The sequence below is a fragment of the Thioalkalivibrio sp. XN279 genome (genome assembly GCF_011089885.1).
Taxonomy (GTDB): domain Bacteria; phylum Pseudomonadota; class Gammaproteobacteria; order Steroidobacterales; family XN24; genus XN24.
In genome coordinates this window covers 249,719-263,231 of sequence record NZ_JAANBD010000027.1, presented here as the reverse complement: position 1 = coordinate 263,231, position 13,513 = coordinate 249,719, and the positions used below count along the sequence as shown (strand labels likewise).

The window sequence follows — 13,513 nt, the reverse complement described above, 5'->3', positions numbered from 1 at the left end:
CTTTCTGGCAGAATCCGGCCTTCACGTCTCCGGTCCATCGAGGGAGCCTTTTGCCCATGCTGCTCAGAATCCTGTTGCTGTCCCTGTGCCTCCTGCCCGCGCTTGCGCATGCCGACGAGAACGCCGCGCCGCGCCCTATGACCCACGAGGACCTGTGGCTGATGCCGCGCGTCGGTGCGCCCGTGGTCAGCCCCGACGGCAGCCAGGCAGTGTTCCAGGTCGTGCAGCCGGATTACGACAAGGACAAGCAGGCGACGCACCTGTGGCTGGTGGACACCGACGGCGCGACGCCGCCCCGCCAGCTCACCTTCGTCAAGTCCGGCGAATCAGGCGTTGCCTGGAGCCCGGACGGCACGCGCATCGCTTTCACGGCCAAGCGCGAGGGGGACGAGGCGGCGCAGGTCTATCTTCTCGACCTGGCGCGTGGCGGCGAGGCCCAGCGCGTGACTTCCATCAGCACCGGCGCCCGCCAGCCGCGCTTCTCGCCCGACGGCAGCCGCATCGCTTTCACCAGCGACGTGCACCGCGACGCCGCCAACGACGAGGACAGCGAGCGCATCAAGAAGGAGGAGGGCGAGCGCAAGTACGAGGTGCACGCCTACGACGGCTTCCCCATCCGCAACTGGGACAAGTGGCTGCAGCCCGAGCGCCAGCCGCGGCTGCTGGTGCAGACCATCGGCGCGGACGGCGCCGTAGACCTGCTTGCCGGCAGCGAGCTGGTGCAACAGCCCGGCTACGCGGCCAGCGGCGGCGGCCTCGATCCGGCGTGGGCGCCCGACGGCGAGTCCATCGTATTCGTGGCCAGCCGCAACCGGCACCGCGCGGCATTCGACTTCACGAACTCGGAGCTGTGGCAGGTTTCGCTGTCCGGCGGCGAGCCGCGCCGCCTCACCGGCAGGGACGGCCTGGAGGGCGGCGACGGCTGGAGCGGACCGGTGTTCAGCAGCGACGGGCGCAGCCTGTTCGCGCGGCGCGTACCGCGTACGGACCGCGTCTTCAACGCCGCGCGCGTGGTGCGCCTGGACTGGCCGGCGGCGACCGTCGCGGCCGAGATCACCTTGCCCGACCTGCGCACGGCGGGTGACTTCGCGGTGACGCCGGACGGGCGCGAGGTCTACGTCCTCGGCCAGGATGCCGGCCACGTCAAGCTGTACCGCGGCCGCAGCAGCGGGGGCGAGGCGCGCCTCGCCTTCGACATGGCGCAGGGCGGCTACGGCAACCTGTCGATATCGCAGCGCGGTCGTCCGGTGCTGCTGGCGAACTTCGAGAGCGCCGTGAATCCCGCGGAGGTGGTGCGCATCGACCTGCGACGCGGCGGGCATCGGGCCCTGAGCGACTTCACCGGCGCGCGCACGGCCCAGCTCGACCTGCAGCCGGTGGAGCATTTCTGGTTCGAAACCGAGGACGGCCGGCGCATACACAATCTCCTGGTCAGGCCGGCGGGTTTCGATCCCGCGCGCAAGTACCCGGTCGTGGTGCTGATGCACGGCGGTCCGCACGGTATGTGGCGTGACCAGGTGCACCTGCGCTGGAACTACCACCTCATTGCCGGCACCGACTACGTGCTGGTGGCGACCAACTACAAGGGCTCGACCGGCTTCGGTGAGGCCTTCGCCCAGAGCATCCAGGGCGATCCGCTCAAGGGCCCGGCAGAGGAGATCAACCAGGGCGCGGACGTGGCCATCGCCCGCTACGGCTTTATCGACGGCGCGCGCCAGTGCGCCGCGGGCGCCAGCTACGGCGGCCATCTTGCGAGCTGGATGCTGGCCAGCACCGACCGCTACCTCTGCCTGGTGAATCACGCCGGCCTGGTCAACCTCGCGAGCCAGTGGGGCACCAGCGATGCCGTCTACCACCGCGAGGTGAACGTCGGCGGTCCGCCCTGGGAAGGCCATCCGCTGTGGACCGAGCAAAGCCCGATGACCTACGCCGCCAATTTCAGCACGCCGACACTGGTGACGGCCGGAGCGCTCGACTACCGCGTGCCGCTGAACAACACGCTGGAGCTGTGGACCGTGCTGCAGCGCCTCCAGGTGCCCAGCCGCCTGCTGGTCTATCCGAAGGAGAACCACTGGATCATGACCGGCCACAACAGCCGCCATTTCTACGGTGAAATGGCGGCCTGGTTCGAGCGCTGGCTCGGCGCCGAGTGACTGCTCAGTAGGACAGCGAGGGGCGGCGGTTGCGGGGCTTGGCCAGCAGCATCTGCACGGTGCCGATGTTGCGCTCCAGGAAACCGCCCTCGCAGTAGCAGAGGTAGTACTCCCACATGCGGATGAAGCTCTCCGGGTAGCCCAGCGCGCGCACCTGGTCGAGGTTGCGGAAAAAGCGCTCGCGCCACAGGCGCAGCGTGGTGGCGTAGTGCAGGCCGATGTCCTGCAGGTGCAGGAGCTGCAGGTCGCTGCTGCGCGCCAGGCTGCCGGTCATGGCCGACACCGACGGCAGGAAGCCGCCGGGAAAGATGAAGCGCTGGATGAAGTCCACCGACTTGAGCGCGTTCGCATAGTGCTCGTCGCGGATGGTGATGGCCTGGATGAGCATCAGCCCGTCAGGCTTCAACAGCCGCGAGCAGGCGCTGAAGTAGGTATCGAGGTACTGGTGGCCGACCGCCTCGATCATCTCGATCGAGACCAGCTTGTCGAACTGGCCCTCGAGGTCGCGGTAGTCGCTGCGCAGCAGCGTCACGCGATCCTGCAGCCCGGCGGCACGGATGCGCTCGGAGGCCAGGGCGTGCTGTTCGCGCGAGATCGTGGTGGTGGTCACGCGGCAGCCGTAATGCCTGGCCGCATGCAGGGCCAGTCCGCCCCAGCCGGTGCCGATCTCGACCAGGTGGTCGCCGGGCTGCAGGTCGAGCTTGCGGCAGGCGGCGTCCATCTTGGCGATCGATGCCTGCTCCATGCTGGCGTCCTCGCGCTCGAAGATCCCGCAGGAGTAATTCATGGTGGGGTCGAGGAACAGGCGGAAGAAATCGTTGCCCAGGTCGTAGTGGGCCGAGATGTTGCGCCGGCTGCCCTCGCGGCTGTTGCGATTGAGCCAGTGCGCAACACGACGGCCGACAGCGGCGAAGCGCGTCGCGCCGCCGTTCATCGACTCGAGCACGGCGCGGTTGGCCACCAGGATGCGCACCAGTGCGGTCAGGTCGTCGCATTTCCACAGGCCGTGGATGTAAGCCTCCCCGCCACTGGTGGTGCCGCCGAAGGCCGCGTCGGCCCAGAACTGCGGGTGCAGCACTTCGATCTTCGCCTGCGGGGCGCCGGCGACGCCGTGCTCACCGAAACGTCGCGTGCCGTCGGCGTCGTGGATCTCGATGCCGCCGTGGCGAATGCGGGCCAGGCGCTCCAGCAGCAGGCGCTTGGCCAGCGCCTGCATGCGGCTGGGGCGGACCTGCCGGTCGACGTGGGATAACGCAAGCTCGGCCGGGATGATGTCTTCGCTCATGGTTTCTCCAGTCCCGCGGTACCCTTCGACGGGTGCGTGTAGAAAACGGCGCCCTTGAGCTTCAGCTTCAGCGCCTGCCAGTAGATGAGAGCCACGACCCGCAGGGTCATGAAGGGAAATCGTGCCAGCGCGGCGGCCAGCGAGCGCCCGGTGATCTCGCGACGTTCCAGGCTCAAGGTGGCGTCGAAGGCGTGGCCGCGCGCCTCCTCGTTGCGCAGGTGCACCAGCAGCCTCGGCCCCGGCGCCGTGAAGCGCCAGCGGTAATGCGTGTGCATGGGCAGGAAGGGGGAGACGTGGAATTCCTTGTCCAGCTCGAATTCCTGGCTGGGGCCGCGCACGCGCGCAGCATCCCGCGGCAGCACGTAGCAGTGCTGCTCGCCCCAGGGCGTGTTGTTCACCTCGCACACGACGGCATCGACTTCGGTTCCTGCAGCGTCATAACAATAGTAGAAAGTGACGGGGTTGAAACAATGGCCGAAGTAGCGCAGGTGGGTGAGCATGCGCACCGGCCCGGCCGAGCGCTGTCCGGTGCGGGCCTGGACCAGGTCGCGCACCGCCTGCTCCAGCGGCACCGCCGGGTCGCCCATGTGGTCCTCGCGTCGCAGCCAGGCCGGCGCCCGGCGCCGCGTGCTCCACAGCCAGCGGCCGCGGAATACTCGATCCAGCTCGGCCAGGTCGAGGTAGACCATGAACAGGCGGTAGGTGAAGGCGTTCGACACCGGGTCGTCGCCCCCGCCGTGCCGCCGGTGGTTAACTTGCCCGACGTAGAGGCAGCTGTGCATGACTGCTCCAGGATTGCACTGCGGCCGCGGCCACCAGTCCGCTCTTCACGCCGTCCTCGTGAAAGCCGTAGCTCCACCAGGCGCCGCAATAGAAGCTGCGGTTCAGGCCCATGACCTCGCTGCGGCGGCGCTGCGCCGCAACGCCTTCCGGCGTGTAAACGGGATGCTGGTAATCGATCTCGCGGATGACCCGCGCCGGATCGATGTGCATGGACGGGTTGAGGGTGACGAGGAACTGGGTCCGCGCCGGCAGGGTCTGCAGGATATTCATATGGTAGGTCACGGCCACCGCGTCGCGCTGCTCGCGGGGGACATGGTAGTTCCAGGCCGCCCAGGCCGAGCGACGGCGCGGCAGCACGCTGGTGTCGGTATGCAGCACGGCGCGGTTGTGCTGGTAGGGGATCGCGCCCAGCACCTCGCGCTCCACGGCATCCGGCTGCTCGAGCAGCGCCAGCGCCTGGTCGCTGTGACAGGCGAACACCACGGCGTCGAAGCGGGCACGGTGCCCGCCGTCCAGCACCAGGTCCACGCCGCCCTCGTCGCGTTCCACCTTGTGCACCGGGGCATTAAGGCGGATGCGGTCGGCAAAGGGCGCGGTCAGCGGGCCGATGTAGCTGCGGCTGCCGCCCTTGATGACATGCCACTGCGGCCGCTCCTTCACCGAAAGCAGGCCGTGGTTGTTGAAGAAATCCACGAAGTAACGCGCCGGGAAGCGCAGCATGGTCTGCGGGTCGGTGGACCAGATGGCGGCGCCCATGGGGACGATGTAGTGGTCGACGAAGCGCTGCGAGTAGCGGCGCTGCGCCAGGTAGTCGCCGAGGCCGAGTGCATCGTCCTGTCCCTGCAGCAACTCCAGCGCCTCGCGGTTGAAGCGCAGGATGTCGCGGATCATGGCCCAGAAGCGCGGGCTGGCCACGTTGCGACGCTGGGCGAACAGCTGGTTGAGCGAACTGCCGCAATACTCGACGCCGCTGCGCTCGCAGCGCATGCTGAAGCCCATCTGGCTCGGCTGCGAACCGACGCCGATCTCGTCCATCAGGGCGATGAAGTTGGGATAGGTCCAGTCGTTGAAGACGATGAAGCCGGTGTCCACCGCCCAGCTGCGGCCTTCCGCTTGCACGTCGATGGTGTTGGTGTGGCCGCCGATGTAGTCATTGGCCTCGAACACGGTGACCTCGTGGTCGACGCACAACCTGCGCGCTGCCGTGAGGCCGGAAATCCCGCTGCCGATAATCGCAATTTTCATGATCACTCTTCCTGGAGGCCTCAGACCCGGCTGCGCACAGCGCGTACCACGCTGCCCAGCAGCGGCAGGCGTTCGTACAACAGCGCACCGGCATCGAAGTAGTCGCGGTGGTAATGGACCTGGTCCCCGAAGCGCACGTGAGTCGCCCCCGGCAGCGCGAGGGACTCGCCCGGGCGGAGGCGCCGGTGGCGCATGTGCATGGTCCAGGTGAGCATGGCCTCGTCGGCCGTATGCAGCACCGTGCCGAAATCGAAACGGATCGATTCGACGCCCTGGTACATGCGCGCGAAATAGTCGCGCAGCGCATCGAGCCCCTCGATGCGGTGCAATGGGTCTTCGAACACCACCTGCGGCGCATAGACCGCGTCGAGGAGGTGCAGGTGGTCCCGGTCGAGCACCTGGTAGGCCTCGCGGAAGCGCGCCAGGGTTGCCGGCTCTCCCGCGGACGCGGCAGCGATCACGGGGCTCACGCTGCGGCGCCTGTGCACAGGCTGGACGCGAGGACGCTGCGCGCCGCGGCCAGGTCTTCGCCCAGCACGGTCCCGGCGGCCTCGTCGGACCTGCAGAAGACGGGCACGCCGCAAGGCAGGCTTGCCTGCGGCGGCACCGCAGTGCCGGCCAGGACGAGCGCCGTGCAGCTCGTGGCTCCGGCCGCCGTTGCCAGCTCGTCGGCGGCCTGCGTGGTGACGACGACCGGGCGCAGGCCATGGGCATGCAGCCCCGAGGCGAGAGCGAGCGCCCAGGTGCGGTGACCGCGGGGCTCGGCGCCGGCCGCAAACAGCACGCGCGGTTCGCCGCCGGGGCTGCGGGTGCCCGCTGCCGTGAGCCGTCCCTGGAGCCATGCGTCCAGGAAGGTCACCTGCATGTGCGGCAATTCGCGCGCCAGCCCGGGCAGGCGGTCGACCAGCGCCATGCCGAGCCCCGGATGCTGGGCTTCGGCGGCGTCGACGACGGCATGCATGCCGTGGTCGTCGAGTGCCTCGAGACGCTCGCTGAAGCACTCCAGCCAGTGCGCCAGGCCATTGTCGCGCAGTTCGCCGGACGCCTCGCCCGACTCGTGCAGCATGCGCGATGCGCCGCTGATCGAGACGCCGCGGGCCACCAGGCGCGAAGCTGCGCGCAACCGTTCCACGTCCACCTGGCTGTACAGGCGATGGCCGCCCGGAGTGCGCGCAGGCCGGACCAGGCCGTAGCGACGCTCCCAGGCGCGTATGGTGACCGGGTTGATGCCCGTCAGCTGGGCGACGACGCGGATCGGGAACAGGCCGCCAAGACCTCCGTCAGGCCATTCAGTCGCCATGTCCGGATCCTTTCTTCTGGAAGAACAGGGTGACCTCGCCGACGCGGAAACCGAACTTCCGGATCTCGGAGCGATTCACCAGGATGTCGTCCTGGATGAGCCACATCCAGTCGTCCAGCCGGACGTTGATGGTGCCGTCGTTCCATGGCAGCGCCAGGGTGTAGCGCCAGCGCAGTGCGTTGCCGTGCGCCTCGCCCTCGGCTTCACCGACGACGTCGCCGGCGGTGCCGATGTAGCGGTGCTCGTCCAGCTTGCGGAAATTCCACACGCGCCGCTCGGTGGTGCCGTCGCTCCAGAGGAAGTCCTCCTCCAGCACGCCCCGGTCGCCGTCCCAGCGGCCGACCATGTCGACGCGAAAGCTGCGCGTGACCTCGCCCTTGCGATCCTGCACGATGCCCCAGGCCACGAGCGGGCCGTCGAAATAGGTCTGCAGGTCGAGCTCGGGCTCCCGGCCCGCGTAGTCGGTGACCTGCACCGCGCAGCCCGACAGCAACAGCGCGGCCGCCGCCAGCACCAGTGAGGCCGTCATTCCGTGCAGCCGCTTCACCGGGTATCTCCCAGCAGCGCCGCGCGCAGGGAGGCGTCCCGGGTCTCGGGATGGAGCCAGATGCCGAGGAACGCCGGGCCGAAGTCGGGATCGTCGACCACTCCGAGGAGCCCGTCGTTGCCGTAAAAGAAGGTGGGCCCGCCGGGTTCGACGCGCGCGATGATGCGGTCCCCGGGGGTGACGTCGGGCCAGATCTCGGCCACCGCGTCGAGCCAGGGTTGCAGGCGTTCCGCCGCGGGCAGGCCGAGCTCGGTGCGCAGCCGCCGCCACTCCTTGGCCGTGGTCTTGACCAGGCTCTCGCTGGAGATGTTGCGCCGGTAGGTGATCTCGAGGGCCACGGGGACGGAGCCGTCCAGGCCCTTGAATTCAGGGGTCGCGCTGTGCAGGCGGGCCTCGTAGACGTCCAGGCCGAACCATGTCAGCTCGCCGCTGCCGACCTCGTGCAGCGCGTCGAGCGGGCCTGACAGGTCCGCAGCGCCCTGGACGGGGACGGCCAGCAGGCTCGAAAGCAGCACGGCTGCGGCAGTGATGAAGCGTGGCGGCATGGCGGAGCACTCCCGGGATGGACTGCACGGGAGTTCGCCGGGGGCAGAGCCGCCGGATTCAATTTCGTAGAACTAGGCTGTTCAGCCGGCGGCGTTGCCGCAGAAGATGTCGTGCAGGGCCTCGATCAGCCGGCCGGCGGGGCCTTCGGCGAGCCGGTAGTAGATCACCTGGGCGGAACGGCGGGTGTGCACCAGCCCGTCACGACGCAGCACCCCGAGGTGCTGCGAGAGCGCCGACTGCGACAGTGGTACGCGGGCGTTGATCTCGCCCACGCTCAGCTCGCCCTTGGCGAGGCTGCACAGCACCATCAGGCGGGAGCTGTTGGACAGCGCCTTGAGAAGCCGGGCTGCATCGTCCGCATGCACGCGCATTTCCTCGGCGTCGATATCGAGGCGGGGCGCGCATACGGCGGCGGGTTGGGGTTTGGCGCTCATAACGCCGCTATCCTACGCTGGAGCGCACTGTAACAAAAGAGAAGTTAACTAAATTAGCTATATCTGAAATAATAGCGGCTCGAGCGCATCTGCTGACAAGGAGGCCCGCGCACATGGCAACAGTACCCGAGGTCAGGGGGCTCTATCACGAGCCGACCTCCACCTTCTCCTACGTGGTGTGGGATCCCGCGACGCGCCAGGCTGCCGTGATCGACCCGGTGCTGGACTACGACGGCGCCGCGGGGCGGACCGGCACCGCAAGCGCGGCCGCGCTGCTCACCATCATCGAGTCGGAACGGCTGGAACTGCGCTGGATCCTCGAGACCCACGCGCATGCCGACCACCTCTCCGCGGCCGCCTTCCTGCACGAGCGCACAGGTGCCCCGGTCGCCATCGGGCGCGGCATCACCTCGGTGCAGGCCAACTTCCGGGACATCTATAACCTCGGCGCGGGCTTCCCCGTGGACGGGCGCCAGTTCGATCGGCTGTTCGCGGACGGCGAGCGCTTCATGCTCGGCGAGGTCGAGATCGAGGTCATGGCCACGCCCGGACATACCGACGACAGCGTCACCTACAGGGCGGGCGATGCGGCCTTCATCGGCGATACGCTGTTCGCGCCCGACTACGGCACGGCGCGGTGTGATTTCCCGGGTGGCGACGCGGCGCGGCTGTTCGCCTCGGTGCAGCGCTTGTACGCCCTGCCGCCGGAGACGCGCCTGTTCCTGTGCCACGACTACCCGCCCGAGGGGCGCGCACCGCGCTGCGAGTGGAGCGTGGCGGAACAACGGGCAGGCAACATCCACATCGACGCCGCTACGCGCGAGGCGGATTTCGTGCGCATGCGCACGGCGCGGGATGCGGGGTTGAAGATGCCGGCGCTCATCATTCCTGCCGTGCAAGTGAACATCCGTGCCGGCCGCTTGCCGGAGCCCGAGGACAACGGCAGGCGCTACCTGCGCGTACCGCTCGACACCCTTTAGGAGACGAGAAATGAAAACCACTTTTGTTCCATTGACGCTGGCCGCAATACTGGCCGGGTGCCTCTCGGCCAGCGCCGTATCGGCGGCCGAGGTCGACCGTGCGGCCGAGGGCCGCGCCATTGCCGCCGGCTTTGGCGCCGAGCTGCGCACCGCGCTGCAATCCGCCATGGCCGAGGGCGGACCGCTGGCCGCCATCAGGGTATGCAACGAGGATGCGCCGCGCATCGCGCGCGCAGCTGCGGAGCAGTCCGGCGCCGAGGTGGGCCGCACGTCCACCCGGCTGCGCAATCCCGACAACCGCCCGGATGCGCACGAGCAGGCCGTGCTGGAGGCCTTTGCGGCTGAGCTGGCCGCGGGCGCACCGGAGTCGCCGCCGTCACGGCTGGACACGTTGCCCGACGGACGCGTGCGCTTCATGAGCGCGATCATCGTGCAGCCGCAGTGTCTCGGCTGCCACGGCCCGGACCTTGCCGAGCCGGTGGCGCAGGCCATCGACCGCCTGTACCCGGAGGACGAGGCGCGCGGCTACCAGCCCGGGGAGCTGCGTGGCGCCTTCACCATCACCTGGCCGGCGGACTGAGTCGCTTCAGTCCGCGGCCGGCGGCCGCTCTGCGTTGGCCGGCGCCGCGTGCGGCGGGGTCGGCAGGCGCAACAGGTAAACGGTGACGGCGGACGCCATCAGGAACATCGCGATCTTCGCCCAGGTGACGGGCACGAAGAAGATGATGGTGACGCCGAACGACAGCCACATCACCAGCAGGGTGGTGGCCTTGGCCGGGCGCGTCATGCCGCGGCCTTCCTCGAAATTGCGCACGTAACTGCCCAGCCAGCGGTGGTTCAGCAGCCAGTCGTGGAAGTGCTCGGAGCTGCGCGCGAAGCAGTAGGCCGCCAGCAGCAGGAACGGCGTGGTCGGCAGCCCGGGCAGCAGGATGCCCAGCACGCCGAGGCCGACACAGATCAGGCCCGCGCTGATGAGCATCCAGCGCGCGGCATGATCGAGATAGGTCTCCGGGTTGTGCAGCCGGCCGCGCCGGACCCGTTTGCTGTTCATCGCGCCTGCCGCGGCCTCAGGCCGCCGCGGCGGGCGCGAGGCCATAGAAGCGGCGCAGGCGGGCGCTGCGGAAGACCAGCGCCGCCAGCAGGGTGAACAGGGCGACGGCGCCGAGAATCAGGGCCATGCGCAGGTAGGGCGCGCCCGCAGCTGCGCGCATCGAGCCGATCATCCAGGCGACGAACACCCAGCGCGCGGCGCCGAGCACGAGGGCGGCCTGGACGATGCGCGCCGCCCAGGGGCGCGGCACGGCCATCAGACCGAGCAGCACGACGCAAGCGACCAGCATGGGCGCGTCGCCGGCGCGGAAGAAGCTGGCGCCGAGCAGCAGGACTGCCAGCACCGGGGCGATCAATCGCCACATGATTCATCTCCGGGCGGCACGCCGGGGGCGCCGCCATTGCTTGCGAACAATTGTAGTGCCGGCCTAGGCGGCGTCGCGACCCAGCGCGCGCACCTCGGCCAGCCGCTTCTGCCGCCCCTTGTCGTCTTCAGCTTCCACCATGCCGATGAGGGTGCGGTGAATGGGTTTGAAGCCGGTAAAGGCCAAAATGTTCCGCTCCAGGCTCTTCACGGCGTGGGCGCCGTAGAACCAGCGGTAGGCGAAGCCCGGCATTCCCATGGTGACGATGACGCGCGCGCTCTTGCCCTGCAGCAGTTTCTTGCCCGGGCGCCCGGGCTTGTCCGCGCGCTCGAAGGCGAAGGACGGCCGGAACACCTGTTCCAGGAAACCCTTCAGCAGGGCCGGCATGGAGCCCAGCCACAAGGGGTGGATGATCACCAGGTGGTCGGCCGCCTTGATCGCGGCCTGGCACCGCCGGATGGCGTCCGGCGGATCGCCACTGTCGAAGTCACGCTTGTTGCGCAGTAGCGGGAACTCAAGCTGGGCCACGGGCAGGATCTCCACCGCATGGCCACCGGCGCGGGCGCCGTCGGCATAGGCTGCGGCCAGGGCATGCCCGTAATGCCCGCCCTCGGGGTCGGGGTGGCCCTGGATGATCACGATCTGCTTGCTCACGCGGCGCAATCCTCCTGGAAACCCTGGGGCATCCTAGCGAGCAGGCCGCCGCGGCGGCAGTTCGGATTGCCGTAGCGTCGCCCGCAGCTCAGCCCAGGCCGGCCAGCCAGTCGTCGTCCGAGCTGTCCGTGATGTCCTCGAACAGGTACGTGCTGAGGTAGCGCTCGCCGGTGTCCGGCAGCATCGCCAGCAGCACTGAGCCCGGCTCGGCGCGCTCCGCGACGTGCAACGCTGCGGCCAGCGTGCCGCCGGCCGACAGCCCCACCAGGATCCCTTCCTTGGTCGCCAGCGCCCGGGCGCATTCGCGGGACTCCTCGTCCGTCACCGTGACCAGCTCGTCGTAGACCTCCCGGTTGAGCACCTTGGGGATGAAGTCGGGGGTCCAGCCCTGGATCTTGTGCGGCTTCCACTCCTTGCCGCCCAAGAGCGAGGCGCCTTCCGGCTCGGTGGCCACGATCTTCACCTCGGGCCGCGCCAGCTTGATGATCTCGCCGGCGCCGGTCAGGGTGCCGCCCGTGCCCCAGCCGCTGACCCAGTAGTCCAGCCGGCGGCCGGCGAAGTCGCGCAGGATCTCCGGGCCGGTGGTGTTGCGGTGAAAGGCGGGGTTGGCCTCGTTCTCGAACTGGCGCGCCAGGAACCAGCCGTGCTTCGCCGCCAGTTCCTCGGCCCTGCGCACCATCCCGGTGCCGCGCTCGGCGGCGGGTGTGAGGATCACCTTGGCGCCCAACGCCTTCATCACGCGCCGCCGCTCGATGGAAAAGGTTTCCACCATGGTGGCGACGAAGGGATAGCCCTTGGCGGCGCAGACCATGGCCAGCGCGATGCCGGTGTTGCCCGAGGTCGCCTCGACCACGGTCTGGCCCGGTTTCAGCACGCCGCGCTTTTCCGCGTCGTCGATGATGGCAAAGGCGAGCCGGTCCTTGACCGAGGCCATGGGATTGAACGACTCGACTTTGACGTAGATGGTCGTGTGCTTCGGGCCGATGTGGTTCAGGCGCACCACCGGGGTGGAGCCGATGGTGCCGAGAATGTTGTCGTAGATCATGAGACCTCCGTTGGCTTATGCTCAAAAGCATATAAGGCAGGCCCGGTATTCGGGAAATACCCTTTCCTTGGAGCTACATGCGATCTGGTTATGAAGCTGCAACAGTTACGCTACCTGCTGGCGGTGATCGACAACGGTCTCAACATGACCGCAGCGGCCGAGCGCCTGTCCACCTCGCAACCGGGTGTAAGCAAGCAAATCAAGCTGTTGGAGGAGGAGCTGGGGCTGTATCTCTTCGCCCGGCACGGCAAGAACCTGGTCGCCCTGACGCCGGAGGGCGAGGAAGTCGCGCGCCGCGCCGCGCGCATCATGCAGGAAGTCGAAGCGATTCGCGGCATCTCTGCCGGGCGCTACCAGGAGGTCGCGGGCAGCCTGTCCATCGGCACCACCCACACCCAGGCGCGTTACGTACTGCCGGGCGTCATCGCGCGGTTTCGCCAGCGCTATACGGACGTCACGCTGGACCTGCACCAGGGGACCTCGGAACAACTGGCCGACATGGCGGCCCGGCGGCAGGTCGACTTCGTCATCGCCTCCGAGGCCCGTCACCGCTTTCCGGACCTGGTCACCCTGCCGTGCTTCCGCTGGGACCGTGTCATCCTGGTGCCGCGCGATCATCCGCTCGCCGCGCTCGGACGGCGGCCGGACCTGGCGGAGGTGGCGGAACACCCGCTCGTCACTTACGTGTTCAACTTCGAGGGCGGTTCGAGCCTCAAGGACGCCTTTGCGGCGCGCGGCCTCGAGCCCCGCATCGTGTTCACGGCGCGGGACGCCGACGTGATCAAGACCTACGTCCGGCTGGGGCTGGGGATCGGCATCGTGGCCGGGATGGCGCATGCCGAAACTGCCGACGAAGACCTCGTGGCGGTGGACGCCACCGGACTGTTCCCGCGTTGCACCACCTGGATCGGGTTTCGCCGCGACCTGGTGCTGCGCAAGTACATGTTCGAGTTCCTGCAGCTGTTCGCCGCACACCTCGACCCGGCCACCGTGCGCTCGGCGGCGACGTGCGCCACCCCGGAGCAGGTCGATGCGCTGCTGGCCGCGGTGGAGCTCCCGTTGCGCAGCTGGGAGACGCTGGAGGCGCCGTGACGGATGCTAGAGTAATGGCCTTGTCGAGCTTCTG

15 protein-coding genes and 1 pseudogene are annotated in these 13,513 nt (G+C 68.7%); 4 read left to right on the top strand and 12 right to left on the bottom strand.

Going from position 1 to position 13,513, the window contains the following annotated elements:
• Window positions 1-56: 56 nt before the first annotated feature.
• Window positions 57-2,153: a S9 family peptidase gene (locus tag G8346_RS08195; RefSeq protein ID WP_166050065.1), complete on the top strand. Its 2,097-nt coding sequence runs from the start codon at window positions 57-59 to the stop codon at window positions 2,151-2,153.
• Window positions 2,154-2,157: 4 nt separating this feature from the next.
• On the opposite strand, the gene G8346_RS08190 is transcribed toward G8346_RS08195, so the two are convergent.
• The 8 genes and pseudogenes from G8346_RS08190 to G8346_RS08155 all read right to left on the bottom strand — a co-directional run bounded on the left by G8346_RS08190 (window position 2,158) and on the right by G8346_RS08155 (window position 8,293).
• Window positions 2,158-3,438: a cyclopropane-fatty-acyl-phospholipid synthase family protein gene (locus G8346_RS08190; RefSeq protein ID WP_166050063.1), complete on the bottom strand. Its 1,281-nt coding sequence runs from the start codon at window positions 3,436-3,438 to the stop codon at window positions 2,158-2,160.
• Entirely contained in the window at window positions 3,435-4,220 is a 786-nt protein-coding gene (locus tag G8346_RS08185; protein WP_166050061.1) for a DUF1365 domain-containing protein, read from the bottom strand. The genes G8346_RS08190 and G8346_RS08185 overlap by 4 nt, the downstream gene beginning before the upstream one ends.
• Complete coding sequence (locus G8346_RS08180; protein ID WP_166050059.1) at window positions 4,189-5,466, bottom strand: NAD(P)/FAD-dependent oxidoreductase; 1,278 nt, start codon at window positions 5,464-5,466, stop codon at window positions 4,189-4,191. The genes G8346_RS08185 and G8346_RS08180 overlap by 32 nt, the downstream gene beginning before the upstream one ends.
• A 20-nt stretch (window positions 5,467-5,486) precedes the next feature.
• Entirely contained in the window at window positions 5,487-5,936 is a 450-nt protein-coding gene (locus G8346_RS14630; RefSeq protein WP_206202645.1) for a nuclear transport factor 2 family protein, read from the bottom strand.
• A gap of 644 nt (window positions 5,937-6,580) precedes the next feature.
• Window positions 6,581-6,766: pseudogene (locus G8346_RS15115) on the bottom strand (MerR family transcriptional regulator); the annotation flags it as partial.
• Window positions 6,756-7,295 (bottom strand): DUF3833 domain-containing protein, encoded by a 540-nt coding sequence (locus G8346_RS08165; protein WP_166050055.1) that lies wholly within the window; start codon window positions 7,293-7,295, stop codon window positions 6,756-6,758. The gene G8346_RS08165 and the pseudogene G8346_RS15115, both read right to left, overlap by 11 nt.
• A gap of 14 nt (window positions 7,296-7,309) precedes the next feature.
• On the bottom strand, window positions 7,310-7,858 hold the full coding sequence (locus G8346_RS08160; protein WP_166050053.1) for a chalcone isomerase family protein: 549 nt from the start codon (window positions 7,856-7,858) through the stop codon (window positions 7,310-7,312).
• Window positions 7,859-7,939: 81 nt separating this feature from the next.
• On the bottom strand, window positions 7,940-8,293 hold the full coding sequence (locus G8346_RS08155) for a metalloregulator ArsR/SmtB family transcription factor (RefSeq protein ID WP_206202644.1): 354 nt from the start codon (window positions 8,291-8,293) through the stop codon (window positions 7,940-7,942).
• A gap of 113 nt (window positions 8,294-8,406) precedes the next feature.
• On the opposite strand from G8346_RS08155, the gene G8346_RS08150 reads away from it, so the two are divergent.
• Together G8346_RS08150 and G8346_RS08145 are read left to right on the top strand one after the other, a co-directional pair.
• Window positions 8,407-9,273, top strand: coding sequence for an MBL fold metallo-hydrolase (locus G8346_RS08150; RefSeq protein WP_166050052.1), 867 nt, complete (start codon window positions 8,407-8,409; stop codon window positions 9,271-9,273).
• Between the two features lie 10 nt (window positions 9,274-9,283).
• Entirely contained in the window at window positions 9,284-9,853 is a 570-nt protein-coding gene (locus G8346_RS08145) for a DUF3365 domain-containing protein (protein WP_166050050.1), read from the top strand.
• A 6-nt stretch (window positions 9,854-9,859) separates the two neighbouring features.
• Here G8346_RS08145 and G8346_RS08140 read toward each other — a convergent pair whose 3' ends face one another.
• The 4 genes from G8346_RS08140 to cysK form a co-directional block, all read right to left on the bottom strand.
• Window positions 9,860-10,324: a YbaN family protein gene (locus tag G8346_RS08140; RefSeq protein ID WP_166050048.1), complete on the bottom strand. Its 465-nt coding sequence runs from the start codon at window positions 10,322-10,324 to the stop codon at window positions 9,860-9,862.
• 16 nt (window positions 10,325-10,340) lie between these two features.
• Window positions 10,341-10,688 carry a hypothetical protein gene (locus tag G8346_RS08135; RefSeq protein WP_166050046.1) on the bottom strand — a complete coding sequence of 116 codons (348 nt, stop codon included), beginning with the start codon at window positions 10,686-10,688 and terminating at the stop codon, window positions 10,341-10,343.
• Between the two features lie 63 nt (window positions 10,689-10,751).
• Window positions 10,752-11,342: an NAD(P)H-dependent oxidoreductase gene (locus tag G8346_RS08130; protein ID WP_166050044.1), complete on the bottom strand. Its 591-nt coding sequence runs from the start codon at window positions 11,340-11,342 to the stop codon at window positions 10,752-10,754.
• An 88-nt stretch (window positions 11,343-11,430) separates the two neighbouring features.
• Window positions 11,431-12,387 carry a cysteine synthase A gene (cysK, locus tag G8346_RS08125; protein ID WP_166050042.1) on the bottom strand — a complete coding sequence of 319 codons (957 nt, stop codon included), beginning with the start codon at window positions 12,385-12,387 and terminating at the stop codon, window positions 11,431-11,433.
• 90 nt (window positions 12,388-12,477) lie between these two features.
• On the opposite strand from cysK, the gene G8346_RS08120 reads away from it, so the two are divergent.
• The gene (locus tag G8346_RS08120) at window positions 12,478-13,479 is read left to right on the top strand and encodes a LysR substrate-binding domain-containing protein (protein ID WP_166050040.1); all 1,002 of its coding nucleotides are present in this window, start codon (window positions 12,478-12,480) and stop codon (window positions 13,477-13,479) included.
• The last annotated feature ends 34 nt before the right edge of the window (window positions 13,480-13,513 follow it).